Genomic DNA, 24,746 nt, shown 5'->3' on the forward strand with positions numbered 1-24,746 from the left:
GACTATTATGGGAATGGGTGCACTCCATGTTGCCCGCACCGGGCTCGACGCACAGAATTTCCGGATGCAGGTGATCGCCAACAATCTGGCCAATGTGAACACCACCGGGTTCAAGCGTGACCGGGCGAATTTCGAAACGCTCGCCTATCAGGCGATGCTGGCACCCGGCGCGCCTTCATCGGCGCAGAACCTCTATGCCGTGGGTTTCAACCTCGGCACCGGGGTGCAGATGACTGGCACCGCACGAATCGATATACAAGGGACGCTCTCAACCACCGGCATTGGCCTTGATGTTGCCATCGAGGGCGCAGGATACTTTCAGGTCGAAATGCCCGACGGGCGGATCGGCTATTCCCGCGCGGGCAATTTCAGCCTGTCTGCGGAAGGCAATATTGTGACGCCCGACGGGATGCCGCTGGTGCCGCAAATCCAGATTCCCGATGGGGCGAGCGCGATTTCGATCGCCGCCGATGGCACGGTTTCGGCCGCGGCCCCGGGGCAGGTCGCGGCGGTCGAGCTGGGGCAGATTGAGACTGCCCGCTTCGTAAATCCTTCCGGACTGCAGGCGATTGGCAACAACCTCTTGGTCGAGACAGCCGCATCGGGGGCGCCGCAGGTCGGCGCTGCCGGGGCCGAAGGCCGGGGCACGCTGCGCAGCGGTGCACTCGAAAGCTCCAACGTCAATGTCGTCGAGGAACTGGTCGACATGATCGAAACCCAACGCGCCTATGAGGTCAATTCGAAGATGATCCAGGCCGCAGACGAAATGATGCGCAATGCGGCACAGAATCTTTAAGCTGCTGCTGTGCGCAGCCTTGGCGACGCCTGTTGCGGCCAAAGCCAATCCTGAACGCGATGCCTTCGCACCAACAGCCGCTGTTGCCCCTGCGACACCGGTCGCCAATGGCGCTATCTTTCAGGATGTTGGCTATGCACCGCTGACTTCAGGCAACCGCGCGGCGGCGGTGGGCGATATTGTCACCGTCCAGCTGGTCGAGCGGATAACAGCCTCGAAAAGCAACAGCGCGAGTACCGGACGCAACGGTTCGGTCGGCATTACTCCGCCTGTCACCGGCCCTTTGGGCAGCCTGTTTTCCGCGTCGGATGTAAATATGGGCGGCGATCAGTCGTTCAAGGGAAAGGGCGAAGCCGCCCAGTCGAGCAATTTGAACGGAGAAATCAGCGTGACGATCGCCGCCGTATATCCAAATGGCACGATGAAGGTACGCGGCGAGAAGCTGCTCACCTTGAATCGCGGTGACGACAAGGTGCAGTTTTCTGGCCTGATCCGCAGCGCCGACATTTCCGCCGACAACCGCGTCCCATCCAGCCGGGTCGCCGAAGCGCGCATCATCTATACCGGCAAGGGCGAGATCGCGCGCGCCAGCAAACAAGGCTGGCTGCAGCGCTTCTTCTCGAAAATCAGCCCGTTCTGATGATGCGCCTGTTCGCTCTCTTCCTAGCAACTCTGGTTGCCATTGCCGCCCCGGCCCATGCCGAACGCGTGAAGGACCTTGGCCAGTTCCAAGGGCTGCGCGCCAACCAATTGACCGGTTATGGCGTGGTGGTCGGGCTGGCAGGAACGGGCGACGACAGCCTCGTCTATGCAACGCAGGGTGTGCAGGGCGCAGTATCGCGCTTCGGCTTGACCATCCCACCAGGTGTCAACCCGAGCCTCAAAAATGCGGCTGCCGTGATGGTGACCGCCGAACTACCGCCTTTCGCAAAACCGGGGCAGCGACTGGACATCACCGTTTCCGCATTAGGCAAGGCAAAGTCGCTGCGCGGCGGCACCTTGGTGATGGCCCCTCTTTATGGTGCCGACGGCCGCATTTACGCAATGGCGCAGGGCAATCTCGTCGTCGGCGGGCTGGGTGTCGATGCCGCCGATGGATCGAAACTGTCGATCAACATCCCCTCCGCCGGTCGCATCGAAGGCGGAGCGACGGTGGAGCGTGCGGTCGACACTGGCTTCACCGCAGGCGAACATCTTAACTTCAACTTGCACCAGTTCGACGCCACCAATGCCGGGCGGATAGCCGATGCGATTGATCGGACATTTGGCACGGGCACAGCATTTGTGCTCGATGGAGCCACGGTACAGATCCGGGCTGCCCAAGGCGGAGATGCACGCACGCGGATGATCGCCTTGATCGAGGCGCTCGATATCGAGGCTGCACAGCCCCGCGCCCGCATCATCGTCAACGCCCGCACAGGAACAGTGGTGATCAATGGCGCGGTCCGCGTCGGTCCCGCTGCCGTCACGCATGGCAAGCTGACGGTGCGTGTCGACGAAACCCCCGCCGTGGTCCAGCCCGCTCCCTTCAGCCGCGGTGAGACCACGGTCGAACAGGCGAGCGACATCAAGGTTGAAGAGGCCGGAACGCCGGCGTTCCTGATTGGCGGAGGCGCTAAGCTTTCCGACATTGTCGATGCAATTAACCGCATCGGCGTGCCGCCAGGTGATCTTGTCGCCATCCTCGAAGCGCTCGACCAGGCGGGCGCGCTAACCGCCGAACTGGTGATCATATGATCGCGCCTGTCTCCGCATCGGCTCCAGCAAGTGCAACTGCGCCGGTTGATCCCGAACTGCGCAAAGCTGCGGTGGCTTTTGAATCCCTGCTGCTCCGCCAGTTGATTGGCACGATGCGCAAGGGGTCGCTTGGCGAAGATGTTTTCGGGTCGTCGGCCGGCGCTACCTATCGCGAAATGGCAGATGCACGCACTGCCGATGCTCTGGCCGAGCGCGGGGCGTTTGGCATATCGGCGCTCATCGAGCGGCAATTGCAGGGAATGGCGAAATGAGCGACCTTCTCAATATCGGTGCCTCTGGCCTACGGGCCTATTCGCGCGCCTTGGCGACCGTTTCTGACAACATCGCCAACGCACAGACCCCGGGCTATGCGCGCCGCACCATCGAATTACGCGAAGCCCCGGCAGCCGGCGATATCGTCCTTTCGCGTAACAGCATTCGCCCCGGCGGCGTCGAGACAGCAGGCGTCCGTCGCTCGGTCGACCAATGGCTGACCGAGGATGCCCGCACGGCATCGGGCGAAGCCGAACGCTCAGCTGCACGGCTGGGAGCTATTGACGCAACCGAGCGCGCGTTCGACGATGGTCCGGGTGGAATCGGGCAAAGCCTGACGCGCATCTTTACCACGGCCGACCAGCTTGGCGCCGATCCAGCGAATGCCACCTTGCGTGCCCAATTCCTGCAAGCCGTCGACGATAGCGCGGCTGCTTTTCGCAGAACATCTGCGGCGCTAGATTCGGCGGCGAACGGAATGGCCCAATCCGCGACAATCGCCGTCTATGACCTCAATACCGATCTCACCGCGCTCGAAGCCGTCAATCAGGGGCTCAGGCGGGCGCGCCCGGGCTCTACCAATGAGGCAACCCTGCTCGACGAACGCGACCGCCTGCTCGACCGGATTTCGTCCGCCTTGCCAGTCTCCGCCACCTATGACGCGCGCGGCGCCGTGACGCTTTCGGCCATCGATGGTGGCCTGCCGCTTGTTGCCAATGGTTCGGTTTCGACGCTCACAGTGTCGGCGCTAGCTAGCGGACAGCTCTCCTATTCGGTCGCACCCGGCGGCGCGCTTTCACCAGCTAGCGGAACGCTGGCCGGACTTGCTCAAGGTGCCGACCACATAGCCACACAACATACCGCGCTCGATGCGCTGGCCGCCCAGTTTGCGAGCGACCTCAATGGCTGGCACCAGTCCGGCCTCGACGCCGATGGCAACCCGGGCGCAGCGCTGTTGTCGGGATTCAGCGCCGCGACTTTGATGGCCGTAGCGCTAACCGCCGATGCAGTAGCTGTTGCCGATGCGTCCGCATCGAATGGCAATGCCTTGCAACTGGCCAATCTGCGTGGGAGCACTGGTGTGGAAGCTGGATGGGCGTCTTTGGTCGGGCAACAGGCGCAACAGGCCGCGAGCGCCCGCGCACAGGACGCCGCTGCATCGTCGCGCCGCGACGGTGCCTTTGCCGCGCGCGACAGCGTCAGCCAAGTCGATCTTGACCGCGAAGCTGCCGAACTGCTCCGTTTCCAGCAAGCCTATGAGGCTGCCGCCCGCACCGTGCAGATCGCGCGCGAGACGATGCAGTCGATACTCAACATATTCTGACGGACCACAGCCATGATCAACGCCACCGGCAACCGCATGACCCGCGAAATCGCCCGCCAGTCGCTACTGACGCAAAATATCGCCCAGACGCAGATCCAGGTTTCGACCGGAAAGCGCATCCAGCGGTCGTCGGATGATCCTGTTGCCGCCATCCGCATAACCACGCTGCGCACGGCGCAAGCGAATGATGTCGCGTGGAAGGCCAATGTGGATTTGGGCGTAACGCTTACTGCGCAAGCCGATAGCGTTCTCAAGTCGGCAGCAGACCTGCTCGTCCGCGCACGTGAATTGACCGTTGCTGGGGCCAGCCAGACGCTGGCTCCCCCAGATCGTAACGCGATTGCCACCGAACTCTCGGCGCTTGCGGACGAACTCGACAATCTGGCGGCGACCCGCTCCACATTGGGCGCGCCGTTGTTCGCTGCTGGCGCGCCGAGCGTCATGCGCTTTGATGGTGATACCCTATTCGCGCCCGTCCCGTCACGGACTGCGCTGTTCGAAAGCGGCGGACAATCGGCGGCGCAGCATGTGCGCAATGCGGCCACCACGGTTTCCAGCGGCAATTCGGTTACCATCGGCAGCTCGTTGACTGCACTGGACGGCGCCATCGACCAATTCGCGACCGCACAGGCGCAGATCGGCATCAATGCCTCCCGGCTCGACCGCTTGACCGAACTGCAGTCCGAACGCGGAATTGCAAACAAGGCCGAGCGCTCCGCGCTTGAAGATACTGACCTGACCAGCGCCATCGCCAAGCTCAACGCCCAGACGATCACGCTTGAGGCCGCACAGGCCGCCTTTGCGCGTATCAACCGGCGGACCCTGTTCGATATTTTGGGCTGACGCGCCTCAATCTTTGAGACGATCTGCCGTTAACCAAGAAGACGAAGCTTCACCACTCAGTCCCGAACTTCGTCATTCCCGCGAAAGCGGGAATCCATCACCTGCCGTCGAAATTTATTCCGCCGGTGATGGACCCCCGCTTTCGCGGGGGTGACGATTCAAATATGAAAAGGACCAGACCAAACCATGTTCGCGATAATCGGTATCCTCGTCCTGATCGCGATGGTCTTTGGTGGCTTTGCGCTGACCGGCGGCAATCTTGCGCCTGTGATGCACGCGTTACCGCACGAAATGCTGATCATCGGCGGGGCCGCCATCGGCTCGCTGATCATCGGCAATTCGAGCAAGGAATTGAAGGCGCTGGGCGGTGGCCTGACCAAGGTGTTCAAGGGACCACGTTTCGGCAAACAGGATTATCTTGATTGCATCTTGCTGGTCGGCAAGCTGATGAAGCTGTTGCGTAGCGAGGGACCAGTTGCGCTCGAACCGCATATCGAAAATCCCAAGGAGTCAGCGCTGTTCGCTGAGTATCCCAAATTGCTCGCAGACCAGACGCTTATCCACCTGATCTGCGATACGCTGCGTCTGGTGGTCGTCTCGTCAGGCACGCTTGATCCGCACGCGGTCGAAGAAGTGATGGATAATGCGATCAAGAACCACCACCATCATGCGATTAAACCGGCGGACGGGCTGCAAAATCTGGCCGATGCGCTGCCTGCACTGGGCATCGTCGCGGCGGTGCTCGGCGTGGTCAAAACCATGGGTTCGATCGACAAGCCACCCGAGATATTGGGCGGGATGATTGGCTCGGCGCTGGTCGGCACCTTTCTCGGCGTGCTGCTCGCTTATGGTTTAGTCGGCCCCTTTGCCAACCGCGCCAAGCAGGTTATCGAGGGCGATGCCGCGATCTACCACACGGTCAAGCAGATCATCATCGCCTCGCTGCACGGCCATCCGCAACCGCTGGTGATCGAGGCTGCGCGGTCGGGGATCGAGCATTCTAACCAGCCGAGTTTTGCCGAAGTGTTTGATGGGATGCGGGCGCGATAATGGCTGCCAATGCCAACCAGGTCATCCGTCCGGTGATCGTCAAGAAAGTGTATGAAGCGCCGCATGCCGCGCATCATGGCGGGGCGTGGAAAGTCGCCTATGCCGACTTTGTGACGGCGATGATGGCGTTCTTCCTGCTGATGTGGCTGCTGGGCGCGACAACCGAGAAACAGCGCAAAGCACTCGCCGATTATTTCGCACCGACATTGGTCAAGACCAAACAGGAAAGCGCAGGGTCGAACGGGATGTTCGGCGGGGATTCGATCGTCTCGGCAGACGATTATCCGCACCGCGCAGCGCAGACGGGGACCAAAGCGATCACCATCCCGCGCGATGCCAAGGGCGGGCCAAAGGAAGCCTCGGGCAAGGAGCGCGACAAGGCGCGGTTCGAGAAACTGAAACAGGCGCTGGCCCAGAAGATGCAGTCGAGCAAGGAACTGCGCCGCCTCGCCAAAAATGTCCGCTTCACCGAAACGCGCGAAGGGCTGCGCATCGATCTGGTCGATGAGGCCGATTTCAGCATGTTCGTCTCTGGCACCAACCAGATGACGCCCGATGCGATGCGGCTGCTCGATGAGGTATCGATGCTGGTGCGTGAACTGCCGAATGGCCTGATCATCCGCGGCCATACCGATGCCGCGCCTTATGCCCGGGGGCAGGGTATGAACAACTGGAGGCTGTCGGCCGAACGCGCCGAAATCACGCGAGCGATCTTCGCGCAAAAAGGGGTCGGGCCGGATCGTTTCCTGCGAATCGAGGGGGTTGCCGATCGCGAACCTTATGTTCCCAAGAACCGTTTCGATCCGCGCAACCGGCGGATGTCGATTACTTTGGGATGGGCGCGCGAATGAGGGTTGGTCCGATATGGATCATCCAGAGAAACCTGACCTATGTATTTCTGCCCCATCTTTGCTCCGTTTCGGATATAAGTCATATATTACAAATGTTTATATTCGCCGCCGAAACCATTCATTAACCCTTTTCGCCGCACTTCAACGCCATCGGAAAAGCGGGACGTTCCGCAGGTTTTTCGGGGGCAGATATGGCAGTTTCCACGGCAGACATCGAACGCGACATCGCATCTTTGGTGATTGGCACCAGCCCTGCCGTGCAGCGGTTGCGGGCGATGATCGCCCGTGTGGCGGCGTCGGATGTGTCGGTGCTCCTTGCCGGGCCTTCCGGGTCGGGAAAGGAATTGGTCGCACAGGCCATCCACGCCGCCAGTCACCGCAGCCCGAACCCTTTTATCGCGATCAACACCGGCGCGATCCCCGCCGAGCTGATCGAGTCCGAACTGTTCGGGCATGAGAAAGGCAGCTTCACCGGTGCGCATAGCAGGCGGACCGGCCATTTTGAGAACGCACATAAGGGCACGCTCTTCCTCGACGAGATTGGCGACATGCGCTTCGATATGCAGGTCAAATTGCTGCGCGTGCTCGAAGAACGTTTCGTGACCCGCGTGGGTAGCAGCAGCGGAACCCCGGTCGATGTGCGGATCGTTTCGGCAACGCATCAGGATATGGATAGCGCGATGGCCGAGGGCCGGTTCCGGCAGGACCTGTTTTTCCGACTCGGCGTAGTCCTTGTGCATGTTCCTTCATTGGCCGAGCGCTGCGAGGATATTCCGCTCCTCATCCGCCATTTCCAGAAAGGCAAGCCATCGGGCGCAATTGCCCATTTTGACGAAAGCGCGCTAGACCGTCTGATGGCGCATGACTGGCCGGGCAATGTCCGCGAATTGCGCAACGTCGTCGAGCGTGCAGGCGTGCTTTATGGTGGCGAGATATTGGACGCAGCGGATGTCGACCTGCTGCTCACCAACGCCGCCCCGCCGCTCGAAAGCCGCCGGGAACGATTGGCCGCTGCGCCGCTATCCTTCGCCCCGGTCGGCCCCGCGCCGAGCAAGGAGCAACCGATCGACCTGCGGCAGGAAATCGAAACTATCGAACTCGAACGCATCAATATGGCGCTCGAGCTGGCGGACGGGATCGTTTCGGAGGCCGCGCGTCTGCTGACATTGAAGCGGACTACGCTGATCGAAAAAATGCGGAAATATGGGGTTCAGGCGCTGGCCTGACTCCCCTCCCGCTTGCGGGGAGCCGCAGGCGTGGCGTAGACACAGCGGCCGGGGGAGGGCCTGAAACGATGCAAGGCTCGCTATGCTCGCCCCCTCCCCTAACCCCTCCCGTAAACGGGAGGGGAATGAGTCAACCTCGCTACACACGTTTCGCCAAAACCTTCCCAATCACCTGCGCGAAGGTCTCCGCACTCTGCGCACCGGGAACCATATATTTGCCGTCGAAGATGATCGCTGGAACGCCGCTGACATTTTCGTTGATCCAATAGCTTTCTTCACCGCGCACTTCGCGCGCCAGCGTTTCGTCCGCCAGCCAAGCTTCGCAGGCTGCGCGATCAAGCCCGATGCTCTCTGCCACATCGAGCAGCACCGCCCGGTCGCTGACATCCTTGCCCTGCTGGAAATAGGCCGCAAAGAAAGCAAGCTTCAGCTCGGTCTGCTTTTCCCAACCATATTCCGAGCCAGTGCGCGTCAGCAATTTGTGCGCGTCGAACGTATTGTACAGCCGCAGCGCGCCCATATCGCCAAAGACAAAACCCAGTTCGGCCGCTGTGCCCTTGATCCGCTCGCGCACTGCCTTGCCCTCATCAGGTGAGCGGCCATATTTGCGTGCGATATGCTGCCCCGCATCCTCGCCGTCGGGTGGCATGTCGGGGTTGAGTTCGAACGGATGCCAGTGGATTTCAGCCTCGACCGGGTCGGGCAATAGCGTCAGCGCCTTTTCGACCTGCTTATAGCCGATGATGCACCAGGGGCAGACGACGTCCGAGACGATATCGATGCGCAATTTTTCCATGCCTACATCTCCGCCCAGCGCCGCAACAAGGTGTGCGCAATCGCAAAGGGTGGCGGCGCGCCGAAACGTTTGTCTGCGGCATCGGCAAGCGCGGCGCGTGCCTCGTCCTTCGTCACCCACATCGCATCTTCAAGTTCATTATAATCGATGGTCAGCTGGTCGCCATCGGCATCGGCGACACAGGCGATCATCAGTTGCGATCCGCCAAAGGGCCAGGGCTGGCTGGTGACATAGCGCACCGCGCCACAGCTGATGCCAGCCTCTTCCATAATCTCGCGCCGCACCGCTTCTTCGATGCTTTCACCGGGTTCGAGGAAGCCGGCGAGCGCCGAATAATTGCCTGTCGGCCATGCCGATTGCCGCCCGAGCAAAGCCTTGCCCTCATATTCGGCGATCATGATCACGACAGGGTCGGTACGCGGGAAATGTTCGGCGTCGCAAGCTGTGCATTGCCGCCCCCAACCGGCGCGGAAGACCTTCGTCGAACCGCCGCAACGCCCGCAATATTTGTGGGCATTGTGCCAGTCGATCAGGCTGCGCGCGGTGCCGTAAATCGCGGCGTCCTCGGCAGGCAACAAGGATAGTGCGCGCCATACGGCGGGCGACCTTGCCATGCCGCCTGCACCTTCAACCAAAGGCACAAAATGCGGTTTGCCATTGGCAAGGCCGAGCAGGATCAGTTCGACCGAAACATCAATCTCGGCCATCGAATGCCATTTGAGGCCGCCTTCACTGGCGATCACCGGATCAAGCCCGTCGAGCCCGAGCACACGCGCGCGCCAATCATTGAGCGCGGCGTTGAAGCCTTCAATGTCGTTACGCAGCCGGTCTGCGCGGTCGAGCGGGGAGCCTGTGAAGCCTGGGTTCATGCTCTATCCTAACCCTGTAAATCCGCGACGACCCATTTGCCGAAATCGTCGTGGAAGCCTTGCGCGTTGGACGGCATATATTGGATCATGCCGGTGGCGCGCACCTTGCGGCGCGGATCGACGAAGGCGATCGTGCCTGCTGCACCGCCCCAGCCGAATATGCCTTCGGTGGCACCGCGACCAACACGTCCGCCTGCACCAAAGCCAGCGCCATGCGCATAGGTGCCATCGGTATTGACCCCGGCCGGAAGCAGGTCTGACATGCCAAGTGCTGCCATTTCAGGTGCCATCACCCGTGCGCCGTCGAGCTCACCGCCGTTCAGCAACATCGCGAGGAAACGGTCATAATCGCGCGTCGAGCAGACCAGCCCTGCCCCGCCAAAGGCAAAAGCCGGCTTATCGAGATAGACGCTGGTTGCCGCCGGATCGATCGGGATCAGCGCGCCGCCGAACACCGCATAGTTGGTGGCAAAACGCTTCACCTCGGATTGGGGCACCTGAAAATAGCTGCTGCCCATCTTTAGCGGATCAAAGAGGCGTGCTTTCAAGAACGCTTCAAACTCCATCCCGCTCGCCACCTCGATCACCCGGCCAAGCAGGTCGAGCGAAATCGAATAACTCCATTTGGTGCCGGGTTCGGCAATCAAGGGCAGTGTGGCTACCCGTTCGGCAAAGGTCTTCAGGTCGGGGGTCGGCGCGCCGGGTTCGAAGCCGGGGATCGGCATCCGGCTGATCGCGCCCGGGGTGATGCCATTATCCATATAGGCCTTGAGCAACGGCCCCTTGGTGATGATCGAATAACCAAACCCTGCGGTATGCGTCAGCAGGTGGCGCAGCGTGATCTGCGTTTTGGCAGGCACCGATTCCAGGCTGGTTTCGGGGCTGGTGAGTACCCGCATCTGTGCGAATTCGGGCAGGAAGTCGGCAATCGGCTGGTCAAGTTTGATCTTGCCATCACCGACCAAAATCATCGCCGCCATGCCAGTGACCGGCTTGGTCATCGAATAGACGCGGAACAAGGTGTCGATATCGACAGGCGTGGAATTACCAATTGCCAATGTGCCCGCAGCAATGATTTCAGGCGCGGCTAAACCTCGCCCGATCGCCGCGACCACACCCGCCGCTTTCTTGCCAGCGACATAGCCTTCAACCTGCGACCGCAGCGTCGGATATTGCTGTGCGAGGAAGCTCCATGCGGGAGTCGGCAGCATTGTTGCCATTGCGCCCAATCCGGCCATCGACAGGAAACCACGGCGGCTGGGATTCATCATTGCAGTCTCGGTTGCGGACATGCTCACTCCTCTAGATTTTCTGTCTTGCTCTGATGGCAAGCTTGGCTGCCTTGCTGAATAAGGTCGGCAAACCGGCGCTGTCCAATGATTTCAGCGGCCACCATTCGCCCGGCGGCAAGCGGCTTTCGTCGACCGGCGCTGCCGTAGCGGCAAGCCGCAGCGTGAGGCGGAAATGGGTGAAGACATGGACGACTTCGCCTGCAACCGGACTCCAGTCGGTGGCAAAGGGTGGCTGCGAGTCGCCATCGGCACGCGCATTCCAGCCATCATCGGGCAGGCTGCGCATGCCGCCGAGCATACCGCGATCGGGGCGGCGGACGAGCCACACATGGGCGTCACGCTCGATCCAATAGCTAGTTCCAATCCGGTCAGGTTTCGCCTTTTTGGCAGCTTTGCGGGGGAGCGTTTCGGCCAACCCCGCTTTCTGCGCGGCGCAGTTCGACCGCAACGGGCAGATCAGGCATTGCGGGTTGCGGACCGAACAAAGGCTCGACCCCAGATCCATCATCGCCTGCGCAAAGTCGCCGGGCCGGTCGGCGGGCGTGATTGCATCCACCGCCACCCTTATTTCAGGCTTGGCGGCGGGCAGCGGGGTTTCAATGGCGAACAGTCGTGCCGTCACCCGCTCGACATTGGCATCCACCACCGCGACGCGCTCGCCAAAAGCAATGGCGGCTATGGCAGCGGCGGTATAGGGTCCGATGCCCGGCAGTTTGGCGAGCGCAGCCGATGTTTGCGGCAGTTTTCCGCCATATTCAGCAACAACCGCACGCGCGCATTTGATCAGGTTGCGCGCGCGGCTGTAATAGCCGAGCCCAGCCCAGGCCGCCATGACGTCGGCATCTTGGGCAGACGCCAATGCGGCGAAATCCGGCCACCTCGCTATGAACTTTTCGAAATAGGCAATGACGGCAGCGACCGTGGTCTGCTGCAGCATGATTTCGGACAGCCAGACGCGGTACGGATCGGGTGGCGGCATTCCCGGCGGCGCACGCCAGGGCAGGTCGCGCGCATGCCGGTCATAATAGGCAAGCAAGGCGTTGGCGATATCCCCAGAATATTGTGTGCGTTGTTGGACGGCGGCCATTGAAAATGCGATAGCTGGGTGATGGAGGAAGGCAAGCCATCACCCGCGCCCAAAAAGGCAAAGGCCGCCACCAAGCCCGTTTTTGAACGGCGGCGGGGCGGTGAAGCGCGTGCGGTTTCCGACCTTGTTCCCGATATTGGCCGCGCCGCCTTCCGCAGATTCGGCTTTGTGCAAAGCTCGATCGTCAGCCGCTGGGACGAGATTGTCGGCCCGCGCTATGCCGATGTTTCAGCGCCTGAAATGATCCGCTTCCCCGCTGGTCAGAAGGCAGGTGGCACGTTGGAGCTAGTGGTCGAAGGCGCGCATGCGGTGATGATCCAGCATGTGCTTCCCGAAATTGTCGAGCGGGTGAACCGCTTCTTCGGCTATGAAGCGGTCGCCAAGGTCAAGATGCGGCAAGGGCGGGTGCAACGCGCCGAACCACGGCCAAAAGTTACCGCCGCACCGGTGCTGCGCGCGCCTTCGATCGAACTGGGCGATTCCCTGCGCGAAATTGCTGACTCGGAATTGCAGGCGGTGCTCGAAAATCTGGCGAAAAGCCTTGCCAAAAGCGACGAGTGATTGCAGATGCAGCGGTCCATTTCAGAGGCAAATATGGCCACCCGATTCCCGACTATATTCAAAAAATCGCTGACCCTTTTGGCTGTCGCTGCGGCACTTGGCGGTGGCGCGCTGGTTGCGGCTCCTGCCAAGAGCAACTGGCTGCAGACCTTTAGCCTGACGCCCAAGGGCAGCCACATCATCGGCAACCCGGCGGCGGCGACCAAGTTGGTCGAATATGCAAGCTACACCTGCGGCCATTGCGCGCATTTCGAGATCGACGATGTGCCGCAGATCAAGAACCAGTTTGTTGCAACCGGCAAGGTCAGCCTCGAGATGCGCAATCTGGTGCGCGATCCGATGGACCTTACCGCAGCGATGCTCGCGCGTTGCGGCGGCAAGGGCCGTTTCTTTGGCAACCACCGGCAGCTGATGGCGACCCAAGCGCAATGGGCCAATGGCAGCAAACTCAGCAAGGCAACGATTGACCTGCTGGAGGCGCAGAATCTCGTCGGCTTTATGCAGGGCGCCTACACCGAACTTGGGCTGGACAAGATCATGGCGCAGCGCGGTGTGACGGCGGCGCAGGCCAGGACCTGCCTTGCGGACAAGGCGGCGTTCAATACCGTCATAAAGATGACCGACGAAGCCACGGATGTGCTGAAAATCAATTCGACACCGACGTTGCTGATCAATGGCAAGATCGTAGAAGGCCATGATTTCGCAACGCTTAAACCACTTCTCTCGAAATAAGCTACAGACCCGCAAAGGACCAATGACATGCGCAGTTTGAAAATTCTCACCGCCTCGATCGCAGCACTGGCTCTCGCCTCTTGCGGCGGCAGCGGAACCAGTGAAGCGCCCAAGGGCGAACCCGTCGCTGCTGTGGCTCCGCCCGCTGGCAAGCAATGGATAGACGTGGTCAGCAAGACCGCCGAGGGCGGCTATCTGATCGGCAACCCCGATGCGAAGATAAATCTGGTCGAATATGCTTCGCTCACCTGCCATGTTTGCGCGCAGTTCGCGAAGGATTCGGGCGCCGACCTGCACGACAATTTCATCAACAATGGCAAGATTTCCTACGAATTCCGCAACTTCGTCCGCGATGAATTCGACCTGATGGCAGCCCGCATCTCGCGCTGTGGCGCCAATGAGGCAATGCTGCCGCTGACCGAACAATTCATGACTTTCCAGGAAACCCTGTTCGAAAACGCCAACAAGATCGGCGACGACAAGGCGCTGGAGGCCAAGATCACCACGCTGAAAGGCGGCGAACGCTTCTTCGCGCTGGCCGATGCGGTGGGTATCGTCGAATTCTTCGCCCAGCGCGGCGTTTCGCGCGACCAGAGCAAGGCCTGCCTTTCGGACACCGCCGAAATGCAGAAGCTGGCTGACCTGACCGCCGAATATGGCAAGAAATATACCATTCAGGGCACACCGACCTTCTATCTCAACGGCGCCCGCCTCGACGTGACGGCATGGCCGCAGGTCAAGGGCAAGCTGCAGGAAGCGGGCGCGCGCTGACCCGATAGGAGCAGCGTAGCGGGGGCGATATGCGGATCAAGCGGCTCAAACTCACAGGCTTCAAAAGCTTCGTCGAGCCAACCGAGCTGCATATCGAGGCCGGGTTGACCGGCGTTGTCGGCCCCAATGGCTGCGGAAAATCCAATCTGCTCGAAGCGTTGCGCTGGGTGATGGGTGAAAATTCGCCCAAATCGATGCGCGGTGGCGGGATGGAGGATGTGATCTTCGCCGGTACTGCGCAACGCCCGTCGCGCGATTTTGCCGAGGTCACGCTGCTCGCCGAACATGGGCCCGACGAGAATATCCCCGGGGTCATCGCGAACGACGATGATTTCGAACTGGAGGTTGTCCGCCGGATCGAACGGGGTGCGGGCAGCGCCTATCGCGCCAATGGTCGCGACGTCCGCGCCAAGGATATTGCGCTGATCTTTGCCGATGCGGCCACGGGTGCGCACAGCCCCGCCTTGGTCAGCCAGGGGCGTATCGGGTCGATCATCTCGGCCAAGCCGCAGGAACGGCGGATGATGCTCGAAGAAGCAGCCGGTATTTCCGGCCTGCACGTCCGCCGCAAGGATGCCGAGCAGAAATTGCGCGCGGCGGAAACCAACCTCAACCGTCTGTCGACGATTTTGGGTGATATGGATGCGCGCGCGCAGAGCCTGAAAAAACAGGCGCGGCAGGCCGAACGCTATCGCAAGCTTTCGGGCGAAATTGCCCAGGCCGAAGCGCGGTTGATTTTCGTGCGCTGGCAGGAAGCCAAGGCAGCGGCAGAAGCAGCACGTGTCGAGGCAGACGCCGCAGGCAAAGCAGTCGAAGAAGCCTCGGTCCGCCAGCGCGCCTTTGCCGAACAGCAGCAGGAGGCAGTGCGCAAGCTGGCCGAAGACCGGGCGGCGGCGATGGCGGCGCGCGATGCGGCAAGCGATTTGTCAAACCGGTTGGTGCAACTGACCGGCGAGCGCGACCGGCTGATCCAGCGGCAGGCTGATCTGGCGGCACAAGCGCGGCGGATCGAAGAAGATGGTGCGCGCGAAGGCAAGCTGACCCATGATGCGGCAGAAGCGCTGGCGCGGCTGCAGGCCGAAGCAGCGACGCTCGGCGAAACGATTAAGGCGAGCGAGGAGGAGCGCCCGCGCCTTACCCGCACGCTCGACGATGCCGAACGCGCAACGCGCGAAGGTGAAGTCAAACTCGCCAAGGCGGTCGCCGAGCAGGCGCGCGCCGAGGCCGAACTGCGCGTGGCCGAAGCCGCGCTGAACAATGCCCGTGCCCGCGTCGAGCGTGCCGAACGCGACAAGGCAAGGCTTGAGGCCGAGCGGGCAGCGCTGGGCGACGAGGCAGAACTGGCAACTGCCCGCGATGCGGCACGCGACGAAGCGGCGCGCCTGCAGGTGGAGCTTGAACAACAGGCGACGGCGATTGATGCCGCTGAAAGTGCACGCGCAACTATGGTCGCAGAACGCGATAGCGCGCAAAGCGCGCTTGCCAGTGCCAAGGCCGATCTCGCCGCTTTGGTCAGCGAGAAAAACGCCCTTGAACGCGCAACCTCCAAGAGCAGCGACAACCGCGCGCTCGACCGGATCAAGGTCAAGCCCGGCTATGAACGTGCGCTCGCGGCCGCGCTCGGCGACGATTTGAATGCCGCAGTCGGCGGGGTCATCGGACGGCGCTGGCAGGGCTTTACGACGGCGGCACCCAAACTATCGGGTGAGCGCCTGTCCGATGTCGTCGAGGCGCCGAGCGAATTGGCGCTGCGTCTGGCGATGGTGCGGGTGGTCGAGGCTGACGATGGCGCGATGCTCGAAATTGGCGAACGGCTGGTCACGCACGACGGCAAGCTGCGCCGCTGGGATGGCTTCGCCGCGGACGACGATGGTGCGGCAGCGGCCGAACAACTCGAACGGGCCAACCGGCTGGAGGCGCTGCTCGAAGCGATTCCGGCGGCGGAGGCAAAAGCCAGCGAGCAGGGTGCGGCGCTCAATGCGCTGGGCGAGCGCATCATAGCGGCGCAGGATGAGGCGCGACGCGTGGCTTCGGAACAGGCGGCGACCGAGGGCGCATTACGGCAGGCACTGCGCGATGCCGACCGGGCGGAGGATGCACTGACGCGCGCACAACAGGCGGCAATGGCGCTAGCAGAGCGTGGCGAACTGGCCGAGCAAGAAGCGGCACAAGCGCGACTCGAATTTGAGTCAGCTGAAATAGCCCGCGCCGAACTGCCCGATGGCGAGCAGCAACGCAGACTGGTGTTGGCACTGACCAACGAAGGCGAATCCCTGCGCCAGCTATTCGTGCGCGCACAGGCCGACCTATCAGGCCTCGACCAGAAAATTGCCCAACAGCGCGAACGGCGCGCGGTGGCGCAGGCCGAAATTCGCGGCTGGCAGGAGCGCGCAGGCGAAGCCGAGCGGCGCATCGCCGAAATGAACAAGCGGAGTGCCGAAATTGCCGGAGAGCTTGAAGCTATCGCAGGCAAGCCGGACATCATCACGCACGAATTGACCACGTTAGAGGCAGACAAGGCGGCTATTGGCGAAAAACTCGCCGCGCTTCAGGCCGCAGAGCAGACGAGCGAAGCGGCACTCAAGGCGCTCGAAACCCAGTTGGCCGCTTCTGCAGAGGCAGTTTCCTCCGCGCGCGAGCAACGCGCCGGGGCCGAGGCGCGCGCCGAGAATCAGGACGCCCGTCGCCGCGAAATGGCCGGGATTTCGGGTGAACGCTTCGAATGCCCGCCGCCCCTGCTTCCCGAAAAGCATGGCTTTGAGGAAGGCGAACTGGGCGACGCTTCGGCGGAATCGAGCCGCCTCGAAAAGCTGCAATTTGATCGCGAGCGGATCGGCCCGGTCAATCTGATCGCGGCCGATGAACTCGCCGAACTCGAAACCGAAATCGAAAAAGGGCAGAGCGAGAGCGAGGAATTGTCGCTCGCGATCAACCGGCTGCGCGGCTCGATCGGCAGCCTCAACCGCGAAGGCCGCACCCGTCTGCTCGCCGCGTTCGAAACCGTCGACCAGCATTTCCAGCGGCTGTTCAGCACTCTGTTCAACGGCGGGCAGGCACACCTAGCGTTGATCGACAGCGACGATCCACTCGAGGCCGGACTTGAAATCTTTGCCCAACCACCGGGCAAGAAATTGCAGTCGCTGACCCTGCTTTCAGGTGGCGAACAGGCGCTGACCGCGGTTGCCTTGATCTTCGCATTGTTCCTCACCAACCCCGCACCGATCTGCGTCCTCGACGAAGTCGACGCGCCATTGGACGACGCCAATATCGAACGTTTCTGCGACCTGCTCGACACGATGACGCGCGAAACCGACACCCGTTACCTGATCGTCACCCACAATGCTGTGACCATGAGCCGCATGCACCGTCTGTTTGGCGTGACGATGGTTGAACAGGGCGTCTCGCGCCTCGTCAGCGTCGATTTGGGCGGTGCCGAGCAGTTGCTCGCGGCCGAATAGGGTTGACTTTCCAGTTTTTGTAGTTACATAAATCCTTGGGTGGTATTCAATCGGCAGCAACATGCCCGCTTGATGCAGGGGTTTGTTGCCGAGCGGTACGAAAGCCCCTCGATGAAGATCGAGTATGATGAAGCCAAACGTCTCAAAATCTTGGAAGAACGCGGCCTCGACATTGCTGAATCAGCTCTCGTTTTCGAGGGCGACTATGTCGAGATCGAGGATGACAGGAGAGATTATGGCGAACGCCGTTATCGCGTTTGGGGCTATCTAAACGGCCAGCGCGTCAGTCTGGTTTGGACTCCTCGCGACGGAAATCGACGGATTATTACATTAAGGCAAGCCCATGAACCCGAACACAAAGCCCGCCTCAGAACCCTGGATTGATCCGGACGATGACGATATTGAGTGGACTGATGATATGTTCCGTCGTGCGGCCGTCTATAAGGGTAACAAACTTATCCGTCCTGCCGACGGCACGCTTACCAAACCGGGGCGGCCAAAATCTGCCGACCCCAAACAGCAGGTAACGCTGCGCCTCGACAGCGCGGTGCTGGAAAAATTCCGCGCGACCGGCCCCGGCTGGCAGAGCCGCATCAACGCGGAATTGCGGAAAGTGCTTGGCCTCTAACCCCTACCCCATCGGATAGAGGATTTCCTTGGTCACCTTGTGGATCGCCTTCATCACATCCGCTGGCAGCACCAGATCATTGGCCGCGAAGATTTCGGCGCATTGTTCAACCGTGCTGACGCCAACAATGGTCGAGGCGACGAAATCATGCTGTTTCGACCAGGCGGTTGCCAGCGTCACCGGCGACATCCCGGCTTCCTTGGCGATTTCCAAAATCTTTGCCGTCGATTCGAGGGCGCGTGGCCCGGCAAAGCGCATGGCCATCGCCGCCTGACGGGCATCTGCCATATCCATATAGCGGGTGAAGCGCGCACCTTCGGGGCGGGCGCCATCCTGATATTTGCCCGACAATACCCCGCCAGCCAGCGGCGAGTAGGGGATCAGGCTGACGCCTTCCTCACGGCAGACCTGCGCCAGTTCATCCTCGAACCGGCGGTTGTTGATCGAGAAATTATTCTGGATCGTCTGGTAACGCGCCACGCCCAGCCGCTCGGACGCCTGGATGGATTTCATCAGCCCCCAGCTGGTCTCATTTGAACAGCCAAGGATGCGCACCTTGCCCGCACGGACCAGCTCGTCGAGCACCTCCATCGTTTCTTCATAAGCCGTGCCATGGTCGGGCCAATGCGTCTGGTAAAGATCAATATAGTCGGTCTGCAAGCGGCGCAGACTGTCTTCGACGGCGACGGTGATATTGCGCCGGTCGAGCGAGGTCATCCCGCCGCGCTTGGGCGATTTGAACCAGACATGGCTGGGGCCAGAAACCTTGGTGGCAAGGATGATCGCATCCCGATTCTTGCCCTTCAGCCAGCGGCCGACAATTTCTTCGGTGCGGCCAACCCATTTGACATCGGGCGGCACCGGATAGCCTTCGGCGGTGTCGAAAAAGTTGATCCCGGCATCGAGGCTCATATCGAGCACGCGGTGCGCGACCGCCTCATCCGCTTGCGACCCGAAGGTCATCGTTCCCATGCAGATGTCGGAAACGACAATCGCACTCTTCCCCAGCCGCCGGTTGCCCATAAACTCTCCCTCTGTTTTAGCCTGAAGCGCCAACAACAAGGCAGGCGAGGGCTACCAAAAGCCCCGCAAGCTTGTTCGACCGGAAATGGCCGAGCGCATTGCTCCCATCCTTTTTGAGCGAAGCAATTTGATATGCCAAGTGGAAAGCGGCGGGGGCGAGTGCGACCAGCGCCTGCCCTTGCGGCCGCGCGCTCCAAATTGCCATGCCCCAACCCGTGAGCGCGAGCAGATAGCAGAGCGCCACGCCGCTGCGGATATGTTCACCCATGCGCAACGCGGTCGAACGGATGCCGACCAGCGCGTCATCCTCCCGATCCTGCATTGCGTAGATGGTGTCGTAACCCACGACCCAGAAGATCGTCCCGCCATAGAGCCAAAGCATTGCGGCATCGGCGCGTCCCGTCACCGCCACCCAGCTGACCGGCACACCCCAACTGAACACCAGCCCCAGCCAGAGCTGCGGCCACCAGATGATACGTTTCATAAAGGGATAGGCGGCAACAAGCGCAAGGCTGCACAGCGCGACGAAAATTGCCTCGATCCGAAGCTGCACGAGCACGAGCAGGCCGATGGCGCACAGCAGCAATAGCCATGCCCATGCCGCTTTCAGACTAACGGCGCCGCTGGCCAGCGGTCGGCTGGCGGTGCGCGCGACTTTGGCATCGAGATCGCGGTCGACAATGTCGTTATAAACGCAGCCAGCCCCACGCATCGCAATCGCGCCGAGCAGCATCCAGAGCACCAACTGCCAATGGCTGAACGCGCCACCCGCTAGCGCCAACCCATAGACGCACGGCCAGAAGAGCAGCCACCAGCCGATTGGCCTGTCAAAGCGGGCGAGCAAGGCGAAGGGCCGCAAGTTGGCTGGCAGCAGGCGGACAAGGCCTTGAATTTCTGTGTCGGGAGGGGCGGTTGCGGACATCGGGACCGACATAACGCCTTGCCCGCCGCTTGTCGAAGGCTATGCTGGGGCGATGGTTCAAACCCCTGCCTGGCCGCCGCATTCGACCCCACGCCTCTTCGTTGATGAGCCGCTTTCTGAAGGCAGCGAAATCCGCATCGCGGGCGGGCAAGCGCATTATCTGTTGCACGTCATGCGGCTGAAAGAGGGCGCGCCGGTCAAGCTGTTCGACGACCGGACGGGCGAATATCTCGCGACCGTGACCGCCACGGGCAAACGCGATCTCATGCTTAACATAGAAGGCAAATTGCGTGAACGCGAGGCGGCACCAGATCTGTGGCTCTGCCAAGCACTTATCAAGAAGGACCGGCTCGACTGGATCGCCGAGAAAAGTTGCGAGCTTGGCATTGCGCGTTTTGTCCCTGTGCTCACCCAGCGCTGCGTCGCCGACAAGCTGAAGGAAGACCGGTTGCGCTGCCAGATGATCGAGGCGGCAGAGCAATGCGAACGCACCGCGCTGCCCGAAATTGCAGAGCTGTCCAAATTGGATGCGCTTTTGCGCGATTGGCCATCGGACCGGACCTTGCTGTTTTGTGATGAACGCGGCGGCAGTCCGCTGGCGGACGTGTTAAAATCCGGCGAACACGCGAAATCCGCCATTTTGATCGGCCCCGAAGGCGGCTTCAGCGATGGGGAGAATGCCGCCATCCGCGCGCATCCGCAGGCGATGCCGGTGTCGCTTGGGCCGAATATCCTGCGCGCCGATACCGCCGCAATTGCCGCGATTGCAGTGTGGATGGCCTTGATCCCCACCAATAAAGGTTAACGCACAGCGGCAATCTGGTCCGAATGGGCGAGATTTTACATCTCGAAAGCCGCAGAATCGCGGCATTGTTTATCATTAATAAAGCAATTCAGGGCATCAAAGACGCTGTGAATCGTACGAAACGCCTTTCTTGCGCCAAAGTCAGCTTCGACGGCATGACAGCCTCCCGTTTTTGGGCGTGGCTGTCCGTCGTGTTGGCTATGTGCATCTTGGCCACAATTGCGAGCGCCAACCAGACGCCCTCGAGCAGCAGCGGGACCAATCCTGTCACCAAAACCTTTCCAGGCACGACAACGATGGTTGTTGCCGTTGCGGGTTCCAATGCATCAGTGTTTGATCCATCCAACCCGTTAAATGCTACGGGCGGCATTACCACAACCATGCTGTCGCCCGCTATTGCAGAGACTACCGATGCGGTCGACATCGATGTGCGGCCAACGGGCTGTTCAACTGCGACCTCACGCTGCGCCAATCGCGGCACAATGACATTGACGTTCAGCACCCCCGTTCGCGATCCCGTCATCCATATTTCGGGCCTCGGCGCCAATCGTGCCGGGACAACATTGTTCAACACCGCGCTTGTCATGACAGCCTGGACTGCTCCAGCCAAGCCGACGCTTTCGGTCACAAACGGTAACAGCAATTTCATTGTCAGCGGTGATGAAATCCGGGTGTCCACCGTTAACGGCCAGCCTTCGTGTACGACCACAAACAGAGCAGGGTGCGGCAGTGTCCGGATGACCGGAACCGTAACCTCGGTAACGTTTCAACTCGACCTGCTAATGGCGGGCAGCGGTACCGCAACCAACGCCGATGGCTGGACTATCACGGCCTCGCTTGACGAAGATTTTGGTGATGCCCCCGCGAGTTTTGATCCGACCGCTGCCGCCAGCCATATCGTCGGCGGCTATTATCTGGGTGCTGGCGTCACGGTAGAAAATGCCGGCGTTACAAATGTATTGGGCACCCCGATCACGCCCAGCCCGATCGCCAACGCGACGGCATCGTCCGATGCCAATGACGACGGTGCAACATTCGGCACGCTGGTGCGTGGATTAGCCTCAACCATTGATGTAGCCGTAACCGGCAGTGGCGGGCGTCTGCAGGGCTGGATCGATTGGGCTGGCGATGGAAGTTTTGCGACCGCAGGCGACCAGATCGCAACGAATGTGACCGATGGTGGTGCCGGCGATGCTGATGGTCTGGTCAATGGCGTGATCCGGCTCTCGGTAACCCCGCCTTCTGGAACAACGCAGAATACGCGCTTCGCTCGCTTCAGATGGTCACCAACCTCGAGCGTCGGCCCGACCGGCCGGGCGACGGTGGGCGAAGTCGAGGACTATCAGGTCATCATCTATCCGCAACGCGCCGATCTTTCGCTGTCTAAAATAGTCAGCAACAGCAGCCCGACCAATGGGGGAACAATCACCTACACGCTGACGACCACGAGCGCCGCCAGCCCGGCGTCCACCGCGACGGCAACGGGAATCACCGTACAGGACACGCTGCCCGCAGGTTTCAGCTTTGTGAGCGCCAGCGGCACCGGGACCTACAATAGCGGAACCGGCGTCTGGTCCGTCGGCAGCCTTGCACCCGGGGGCACTGCGTCGATCGACATAACCGGTACTGTGACGGCCACTTCGGGCACTGTCACCAATATCGCGCAGGTTTCCGCCAGCTCGCTTGCCGATCCGGATTCGACGCCCAATAACGGGGCGACGGCCGAAGATGATTATGCATCGGTTGCATTTACCGTAGCGACCGCAATGGCTGCTCCGTCTTGTCCTGTCGGCACGACGCAGCAGATCATTTCGAACGGAACTTTCGCATCCGGAACCGGCCCGAGCTGGCCCAACTGGACAGCAACAGCGGTTTGGACTGGTACGGGCGTGGCGGCGGTGAGCAACGACACGACTTCAGGAACACTGACCCAGTCAGGGCTGTCGGGACTCAAATTCGGACCCGGCGCAGGCGGCAGCGCGGTGATCCAACTGAGCCAGTGGTGGCGCAATGGCGCGCCCGCAGCCAGCTCGACAAGTGCGCAATTGACGGTGTCGGTTGCTGGCACTGACTATGCGCGGATAACCACTCCGGCCGGCGGCGGCACTTCTGCCACGGTGACCTATCTGAACGGGGCATCGGGGAATCTGAGCACGATCACAGAATTCACTAATACCGGCTGGCGGATCAACCTGCCGACAACCGTCAGCGCTACGGGCGCTCTCACCTTCACCCATTCCCCCGGCGGCAGCACTTCGGACGACTTTGAAATCGACAATGTCACCCTATACACCTGTCAGCCCGGCGAATTGACGGTTACAAAGGTGAGCAGCGTGCTGAGCGACGGCGTCAGCACCAGCAATCCCAAGGCGATCCCCGGCGCAGTAATCCGATATTGCATTTTTGTAGTGAATACTGGGCCGGTAACCGCCAGCAACGTGTCAGCAACGGACAATCTGCCCGCGGATGTTAGCTTTGTTCCGGGCAGCTTGGCTTCAGGTGCCAATTGCGCGGGCCTTTTGACAGCCGAGGATGATGACAATAGCGGGCCGGATGAAAGCGACCCCATCGGGATGAGCATCAGCGGAACTACGGTGACCGCGACCACTGCGACACTGGCAGTGGGTGCCAGCTTTGCGATGGTGCTCCATGCAATCGTGGACTGAAACCGGAACCCACAGTCAGAATCTAAGTCTTTGGATATATTTGTAAATGGAACTTAGCGCGACGTTAACTTAAGCATTCTATGCTTCAGCCATGTTCTGCTATCGGCCTTGGTATTCTATATGCCTATGGTTGGCTGCGCTGTGCGCGTTCCCGCAGGCCGCCTTCGCCCAGCTGCAATATACCAATTCGACCGATGGCACGGTGAACGAGACGGTAACACCGTGCACAAATCCGCTGGTCAGAAACTTTACTGTCAGCGACATTTATACCGTTGCCGACGTCAATATCGGCATACTCATGTCGCACACCTATCGCGGTGACCTTCAATTCTATCTGCAATCCCCGGCAGGAACGCAGGTTCAGCTGATCAACAATATCGGCGGCACGCGCAACAATGTGAATGTGCTGTTCGATGATGCCGCCGCCAATCCGATTTCGAACCACACGGCGAGCAATGATACGGCGACAGCGACCACTGTGGTTCCGCCCTATCAGCGAACATTCCGACCCTTTCAGGTCTTGTCGGCATTCAATGGGCAAGAGGCAAATGGCATATGGCGGCTGGAGATTTGCGACAGCCTGACCACGGATTCGGGCACATTCTACCAATCCGATCTTTTCATCACGGCGATGCCTGCGACGGTCAACGTCGCCAAGACCAGTTCTGTCGTTTCGGACCCCATCAGCCTGGCCAACGCGAAAGCGATACCAGCGGCGACGGTTCGCTATTGCATCACCGTTTCCAACGCGGGTCCGGGGACGGCGGCCGCGATCTCGGCAACGGATTCGGTTCCGGCCAATATGAGCTATGTTGGGGGATCGATGTTGTCTGGCAGCACCTGCGGAACAGCCGCCACAGCCGAAGATGATGACACAAGCGACGGAAGCGAGCTGGATGCCGTTACCGCCAGCCATTCTGCGGGAACGATAACGATCAACAGGGCTTCGCTGACCAACGGCGCAAGCTTTGCTATCACCTTCGCAGCCATCATCAATTAGTCGCTAATTCCAGCGCACAGTAGCAACGAAAAATGC

General features: G+C 60.9%; 24 protein-coding genes. 18 read left to right on the top strand and 6 right to left on the bottom strand.

Features of this window, described 5'->3' with window-relative positions; genetic code table 11:
• Positions 1–7: 7 nt before the first annotated feature.
• The 9 genes from flgG to ABL922_RS05840 all read left to right on the top strand — a co-directional run bounded on the left by flgG (position 8) and on the right by ABL922_RS05840 (position 8,100).
• Positions 8–796: a flagellar basal-body rod protein FlgG gene (flgG, locus tag ABL922_RS05800; protein WP_349023265.1), complete on the top strand. Its 789-nt coding sequence runs from the start codon at positions 8–10 to the stop codon at positions 794–796.
• A complete protein-coding gene (locus ABL922_RS05805) occupies positions 777–1,436 on the top strand; it encodes a flagellar basal body L-ring protein FlgH (RefSeq protein WP_349023266.1) in 660 nt (219 codons plus the stop codon). Before flgG ends, ABL922_RS05805 begins: the two co-directional genes overlap by 20 nt.
• Complete coding sequence (locus ABL922_RS05810; protein ID WP_349023267.1) at positions 1,436–2,533, top strand: flagellar basal body P-ring protein FlgI; 1,098 nt, start codon at positions 1,436–1,438, stop codon at positions 2,531–2,533. The genes ABL922_RS05805 and ABL922_RS05810 overlap by 1 nt, the downstream gene beginning before the upstream one ends.
• Positions 2,530–2,805 carry a rod-binding protein gene (locus ABL922_RS05815; protein WP_349023268.1) on the top strand — a complete coding sequence of 92 codons (276 nt, stop codon included), beginning with the start codon at positions 2,530–2,532 and terminating at the stop codon, positions 2,803–2,805. The genes ABL922_RS05810 and ABL922_RS05815 overlap by 4 nt, the downstream gene beginning before the upstream one ends.
• Positions 2,802–4,130, top strand: a complete 1,329-nt coding sequence (gene flgK, locus ABL922_RS05820; protein ID WP_349023269.1) for a flagellar hook-associated protein FlgK — start codon at positions 2,802–2,804, stop codon at positions 4,128–4,130. Before ABL922_RS05815 ends, flgK begins: the two co-directional genes overlap by 4 nt.
• A 12-nt stretch (positions 4,131–4,142) precedes the next feature.
• Entirely contained in the window at positions 4,143–4,973 is an 831-nt protein-coding gene (locus ABL922_RS05825) for a flagellin (protein WP_349023270.1), read from the top strand.
• 186 nt (positions 4,974–5,159) lie between these two features.
• Positions 5,160–6,023: a flagellar motor stator protein MotA gene (gene motA, locus ABL922_RS05830; protein ID WP_349023271.1), complete on the top strand. Its 864-nt coding sequence runs from the start codon at positions 5,160–5,162 to the stop codon at positions 6,021–6,023.
• On the top strand, positions 6,023–6,874 hold the full coding sequence (locus ABL922_RS05835) for a flagellar motor protein MotB (protein WP_349023272.1): 852 nt from the start codon (positions 6,023–6,025) through the stop codon (positions 6,872–6,874). Before motA ends, ABL922_RS05835 begins: the two co-directional genes overlap by 1 nt.
• Positions 6,875–7,065: 191 nt before the next feature.
• A complete protein-coding gene (locus tag ABL922_RS05840) occupies positions 7,066–8,100 on the top strand; it encodes a sigma-54 dependent transcriptional regulator (RefSeq protein WP_349023273.1) in 1,035 nt (344 codons plus the stop codon).
• A gap of 139 nt (positions 8,101–8,239) precedes the next feature.
• On the opposite strand, the gene ABL922_RS05845 is transcribed toward ABL922_RS05840, so the two are convergent.
• The 4 genes from ABL922_RS05845 to ABL922_RS05860 are packed head-to-tail and all read right to left on the bottom strand — an operon-like array spanning position 8,240 to position 12,144.
• On the bottom strand, positions 8,240–8,896 hold the full coding sequence (locus tag ABL922_RS05845) for a DsbA family oxidoreductase (protein ID WP_349023274.1): 657 nt from the start codon (positions 8,894–8,896) through the stop codon (positions 8,240–8,242).
• Positions 8,897–8,898: 2 nt separating this feature from the next.
• A complete protein-coding gene (gene nudC / locus ABL922_RS05850; RefSeq protein ID WP_349023275.1) occupies positions 8,899–9,765 on the bottom strand; it encodes an NAD(+) diphosphatase in 867 nt (288 codons plus the stop codon).
• Between the two features lie 8 nt (positions 9,766–9,773).
• Complete coding sequence (locus ABL922_RS05855; RefSeq protein ID WP_349023276.1) at positions 9,774–11,057, bottom strand: serine hydrolase domain-containing protein; 1,284 nt, start codon at positions 11,055–11,057, stop codon at positions 9,774–9,776.
• Positions 11,058–11,067: 10 nt separating this feature from the next.
• Complete coding sequence (locus ABL922_RS05860; RefSeq protein ID WP_349023277.1) at positions 11,068–12,144, bottom strand: A/G-specific adenine glycosylase; 1,077 nt, start codon at positions 12,142–12,144, stop codon at positions 11,068–11,070.
• 21 nt (positions 12,145–12,165) lie between these two features.
• On the opposite strand from ABL922_RS05860, the gene ABL922_RS05865 reads away from it, so the two are divergent.
• From ABL922_RS05865 to ABL922_RS05890, 6 genes are read left to right on the top strand one after another with little or no spacing between them, the layout of a single operon-like run.
• Positions 12,166–12,705 (top strand): DciA family protein, encoded by a 540-nt coding sequence (locus tag ABL922_RS05865; protein WP_349023278.1) that lies wholly within the window; start codon positions 12,166–12,168, stop codon positions 12,703–12,705.
• Between the two features lie 33 nt (positions 12,706–12,738).
• Positions 12,739–13,437, top strand: coding sequence for a thioredoxin domain-containing protein (locus ABL922_RS05870; RefSeq protein WP_349023279.1), 699 nt, complete (start codon positions 12,739–12,741; stop codon positions 13,435–13,437).
• Positions 13,438–13,464: 27 nt separating this feature from the next.
• Entirely contained in the window at positions 13,465–14,208 is a 744-nt protein-coding gene (locus ABL922_RS05875) for a thioredoxin domain-containing protein (protein WP_349023280.1), read from the top strand.
• A 29-nt stretch (positions 14,209–14,237) separates the two neighbouring features.
• Positions 14,238–17,666: an AAA family ATPase gene (locus ABL922_RS05880; protein WP_349023281.1), complete on the top strand. Its 3,429-nt coding sequence runs from the start codon at positions 14,238–14,240 to the stop codon at positions 17,664–17,666.
• A gap of 39 nt (positions 17,667–17,705) precedes the next feature.
• Entirely contained in the window at positions 17,706–18,050 is a 345-nt protein-coding gene (locus tag ABL922_RS05885; protein ID WP_349023282.1) for a BrnT family toxin, read from the top strand.
• Positions 18,010–18,294, top strand: a complete 285-nt coding sequence (locus ABL922_RS05890) for a BrnA antitoxin family protein (RefSeq protein WP_349023283.1) — start codon at positions 18,010–18,012, stop codon at positions 18,292–18,294. The genes ABL922_RS05885 and ABL922_RS05890 overlap by 41 nt, the downstream gene beginning before the upstream one ends.
• Positions 18,295–18,297: 3 nt before the next feature.
• Here ABL922_RS05890 and ABL922_RS05895 read toward each other — a convergent pair whose 3' ends face one another.
• Together ABL922_RS05895 and ubiA are read right to left on the bottom strand one after the other, a co-directional pair.
• On the bottom strand, positions 18,298–19,317 hold the full coding sequence (locus ABL922_RS05895; RefSeq protein ID WP_349023284.1) for an aldo/keto reductase: 1,020 nt from the start codon (positions 19,315–19,317) through the stop codon (positions 18,298–18,300).
• A 16-nt stretch (positions 19,318–19,333) separates the two neighbouring features.
• The gene (ubiA, locus tag ABL922_RS05900; RefSeq protein ID WP_349023285.1) at positions 19,334–20,239 is read right to left on the bottom strand and encodes a 4-hydroxybenzoate octaprenyltransferase; all 906 of its coding nucleotides are present in this window, start codon (positions 20,237–20,239) and stop codon (positions 19,334–19,336) included.
• A gap of 52 nt (positions 20,240–20,291) precedes the next feature.
• On the opposite strand from ubiA, the gene ABL922_RS05905 reads away from it, so the two are divergent.
• From ABL922_RS05905 to ABL922_RS05915, 3 genes are all read left to right on the top strand, one after another.
• Positions 20,292–21,044, top strand: a complete 753-nt coding sequence (locus tag ABL922_RS05905) for a 16S rRNA (uracil(1498)-N(3))-methyltransferase (RefSeq protein ID WP_349023286.1) — start codon at positions 20,292–20,294, stop codon at positions 21,042–21,044.
• A 155-nt stretch (positions 21,045–21,199) separates the two neighbouring features.
• The gene (locus ABL922_RS05910; protein ID WP_349023287.1) at positions 21,200–23,710 is read left to right on the top strand and encodes a GEVED domain-containing protein; all 2,511 of its coding nucleotides are present in this window, start codon (positions 21,200–21,202) and stop codon (positions 23,708–23,710) included.
• A 130-nt stretch (positions 23,711–23,840) separates the two neighbouring features.
• Positions 23,841–24,710, top strand: coding sequence for a proprotein convertase P-domain-containing protein (locus tag ABL922_RS05915; RefSeq protein ID WP_349023288.1), 870 nt, complete (start codon positions 23,841–23,843; stop codon positions 24,708–24,710).
• The last annotated feature ends 36 nt before the right edge of the window (positions 24,711–24,746 follow it).

Source organism: Sphingorhabdus sp. (assembly GCF_040079335.1).
Lineage (GTDB): Bacteria > Pseudomonadota > Alphaproteobacteria > Sphingomonadales > Sphingomonadaceae > Sphingorhabdus_B.

Coding starts and splice junctions, on each gene's coding strand:
- ABL922_RS05845 (WP_349023274.1), bottom strand. CDS start 8,896: ATGGAAAAATTGCGCATCGATATCGTCTCGGACGTCGTCTGCCCCTGG.
- flgK (WP_349023269.1), top strand. CDS start 2,802: ATGAGCGACCTTCTCAATATCGGTGCCTCTGGCCTACGGGCCTATTCG.
- ABL922_RS05875 (WP_349023280.1), top strand. CDS start 13,465: ATGCGCAGTTTGAAAATTCTCACCGCCTCGATCGCAGCACTGGCTCTC.
- ABL922_RS05855 (WP_349023276.1), bottom strand. CDS start 11,057: ATGTCCGCAACCGAGACTGCAATGATGAATCCCAGCCGCCGTGGTTTC.
- ABL922_RS05890 (WP_349023283.1), top strand. CDS start 18,010: ATGAACCCGAACACAAAGCCCGCCTCAGAACCCTGGATTGATCCGGAC.
- ABL922_RS05870 (WP_349023279.1), top strand. CDS start 12,739: ATGGCCACCCGATTCCCGACTATATTCAAAAAATCGCTGACCCTTTTG.
- ABL922_RS05865 (WP_349023278.1), top strand. CDS start 12,166: ATGGAGGAAGGCAAGCCATCACCCGCGCCCAAAAAGGCAAAGGCCGCC.
- ubiA (WP_349023285.1), bottom strand. CDS start 20,239: ATGTCCGCAACCGCCCCTCCCGACACAGAAATTCAAGGCCTTGTCCGC.
- ABL922_RS05860 (WP_349023277.1), bottom strand. CDS start 12,144: ATGGCCGCCGTCCAACAACGCACACAATATTCTGGGGATATCGCCAAC.
- motA (WP_349023271.1), top strand. CDS start 5,160: ATGTTCGCGATAATCGGTATCCTCGTCCTGATCGCGATGGTCTTTGGT.
- ABL922_RS05835 (WP_349023272.1), top strand. CDS start 6,023: ATGGCTGCCAATGCCAACCAGGTCATCCGTCCGGTGATCGTCAAGAAA.
- ABL922_RS05810 (WP_349023267.1), top strand. CDS start 1,436: ATGATGCGCCTGTTCGCTCTCTTCCTAGCAACTCTGGTTGCCATTGCC.
- ABL922_RS05815 (WP_349023268.1), top strand. CDS start 2,530: ATGATCGCGCCTGTCTCCGCATCGGCTCCAGCAAGTGCAACTGCGCCG.
- ABL922_RS05825 (WP_349023270.1), top strand. CDS start 4,143: ATGATCAACGCCACCGGCAACCGCATGACCCGCGAAATCGCCCGCCAG.
- ABL922_RS05880 (WP_349023281.1), top strand. CDS start 14,238: ATGCGGATCAAGCGGCTCAAACTCACAGGCTTCAAAAGCTTCGTCGAG.
- ABL922_RS05910 (WP_349023287.1), top strand. CDS start 21,200: ATGACAGCCTCCCGTTTTTGGGCGTGGCTGTCCGTCGTGTTGGCTATG.
- ABL922_RS05895 (WP_349023284.1), bottom strand. CDS start 19,317: ATGGGCAACCGGCGGCTGGGGAAGAGTGCGATTGTCGTTTCCGACATC.
- ABL922_RS05840 (WP_349023273.1), top strand. CDS start 7,066: ATGGCAGTTTCCACGGCAGACATCGAACGCGACATCGCATCTTTGGTG.
- nudC (WP_349023275.1), bottom strand. CDS start 9,765: ATGAACCCAGGCTTCACAGGCTCCCCGCTCGACCGCGCAGACCGGCTG.
- ABL922_RS05905 (WP_349023286.1), top strand. CDS start 20,292: ATGGTTCAAACCCCTGCCTGGCCGCCGCATTCGACCCCACGCCTCTTC.
- ABL922_RS05805 (WP_349023266.1), top strand. CDS start 777: ATGCGGCACAGAATCTTTAAGCTGCTGCTGTGCGCAGCCTTGGCGACG.
- flgG (WP_349023265.1), top strand. CDS start 8: ATGGGAATGGGTGCACTCCATGTTGCCCGCACCGGGCTCGACGCACAG.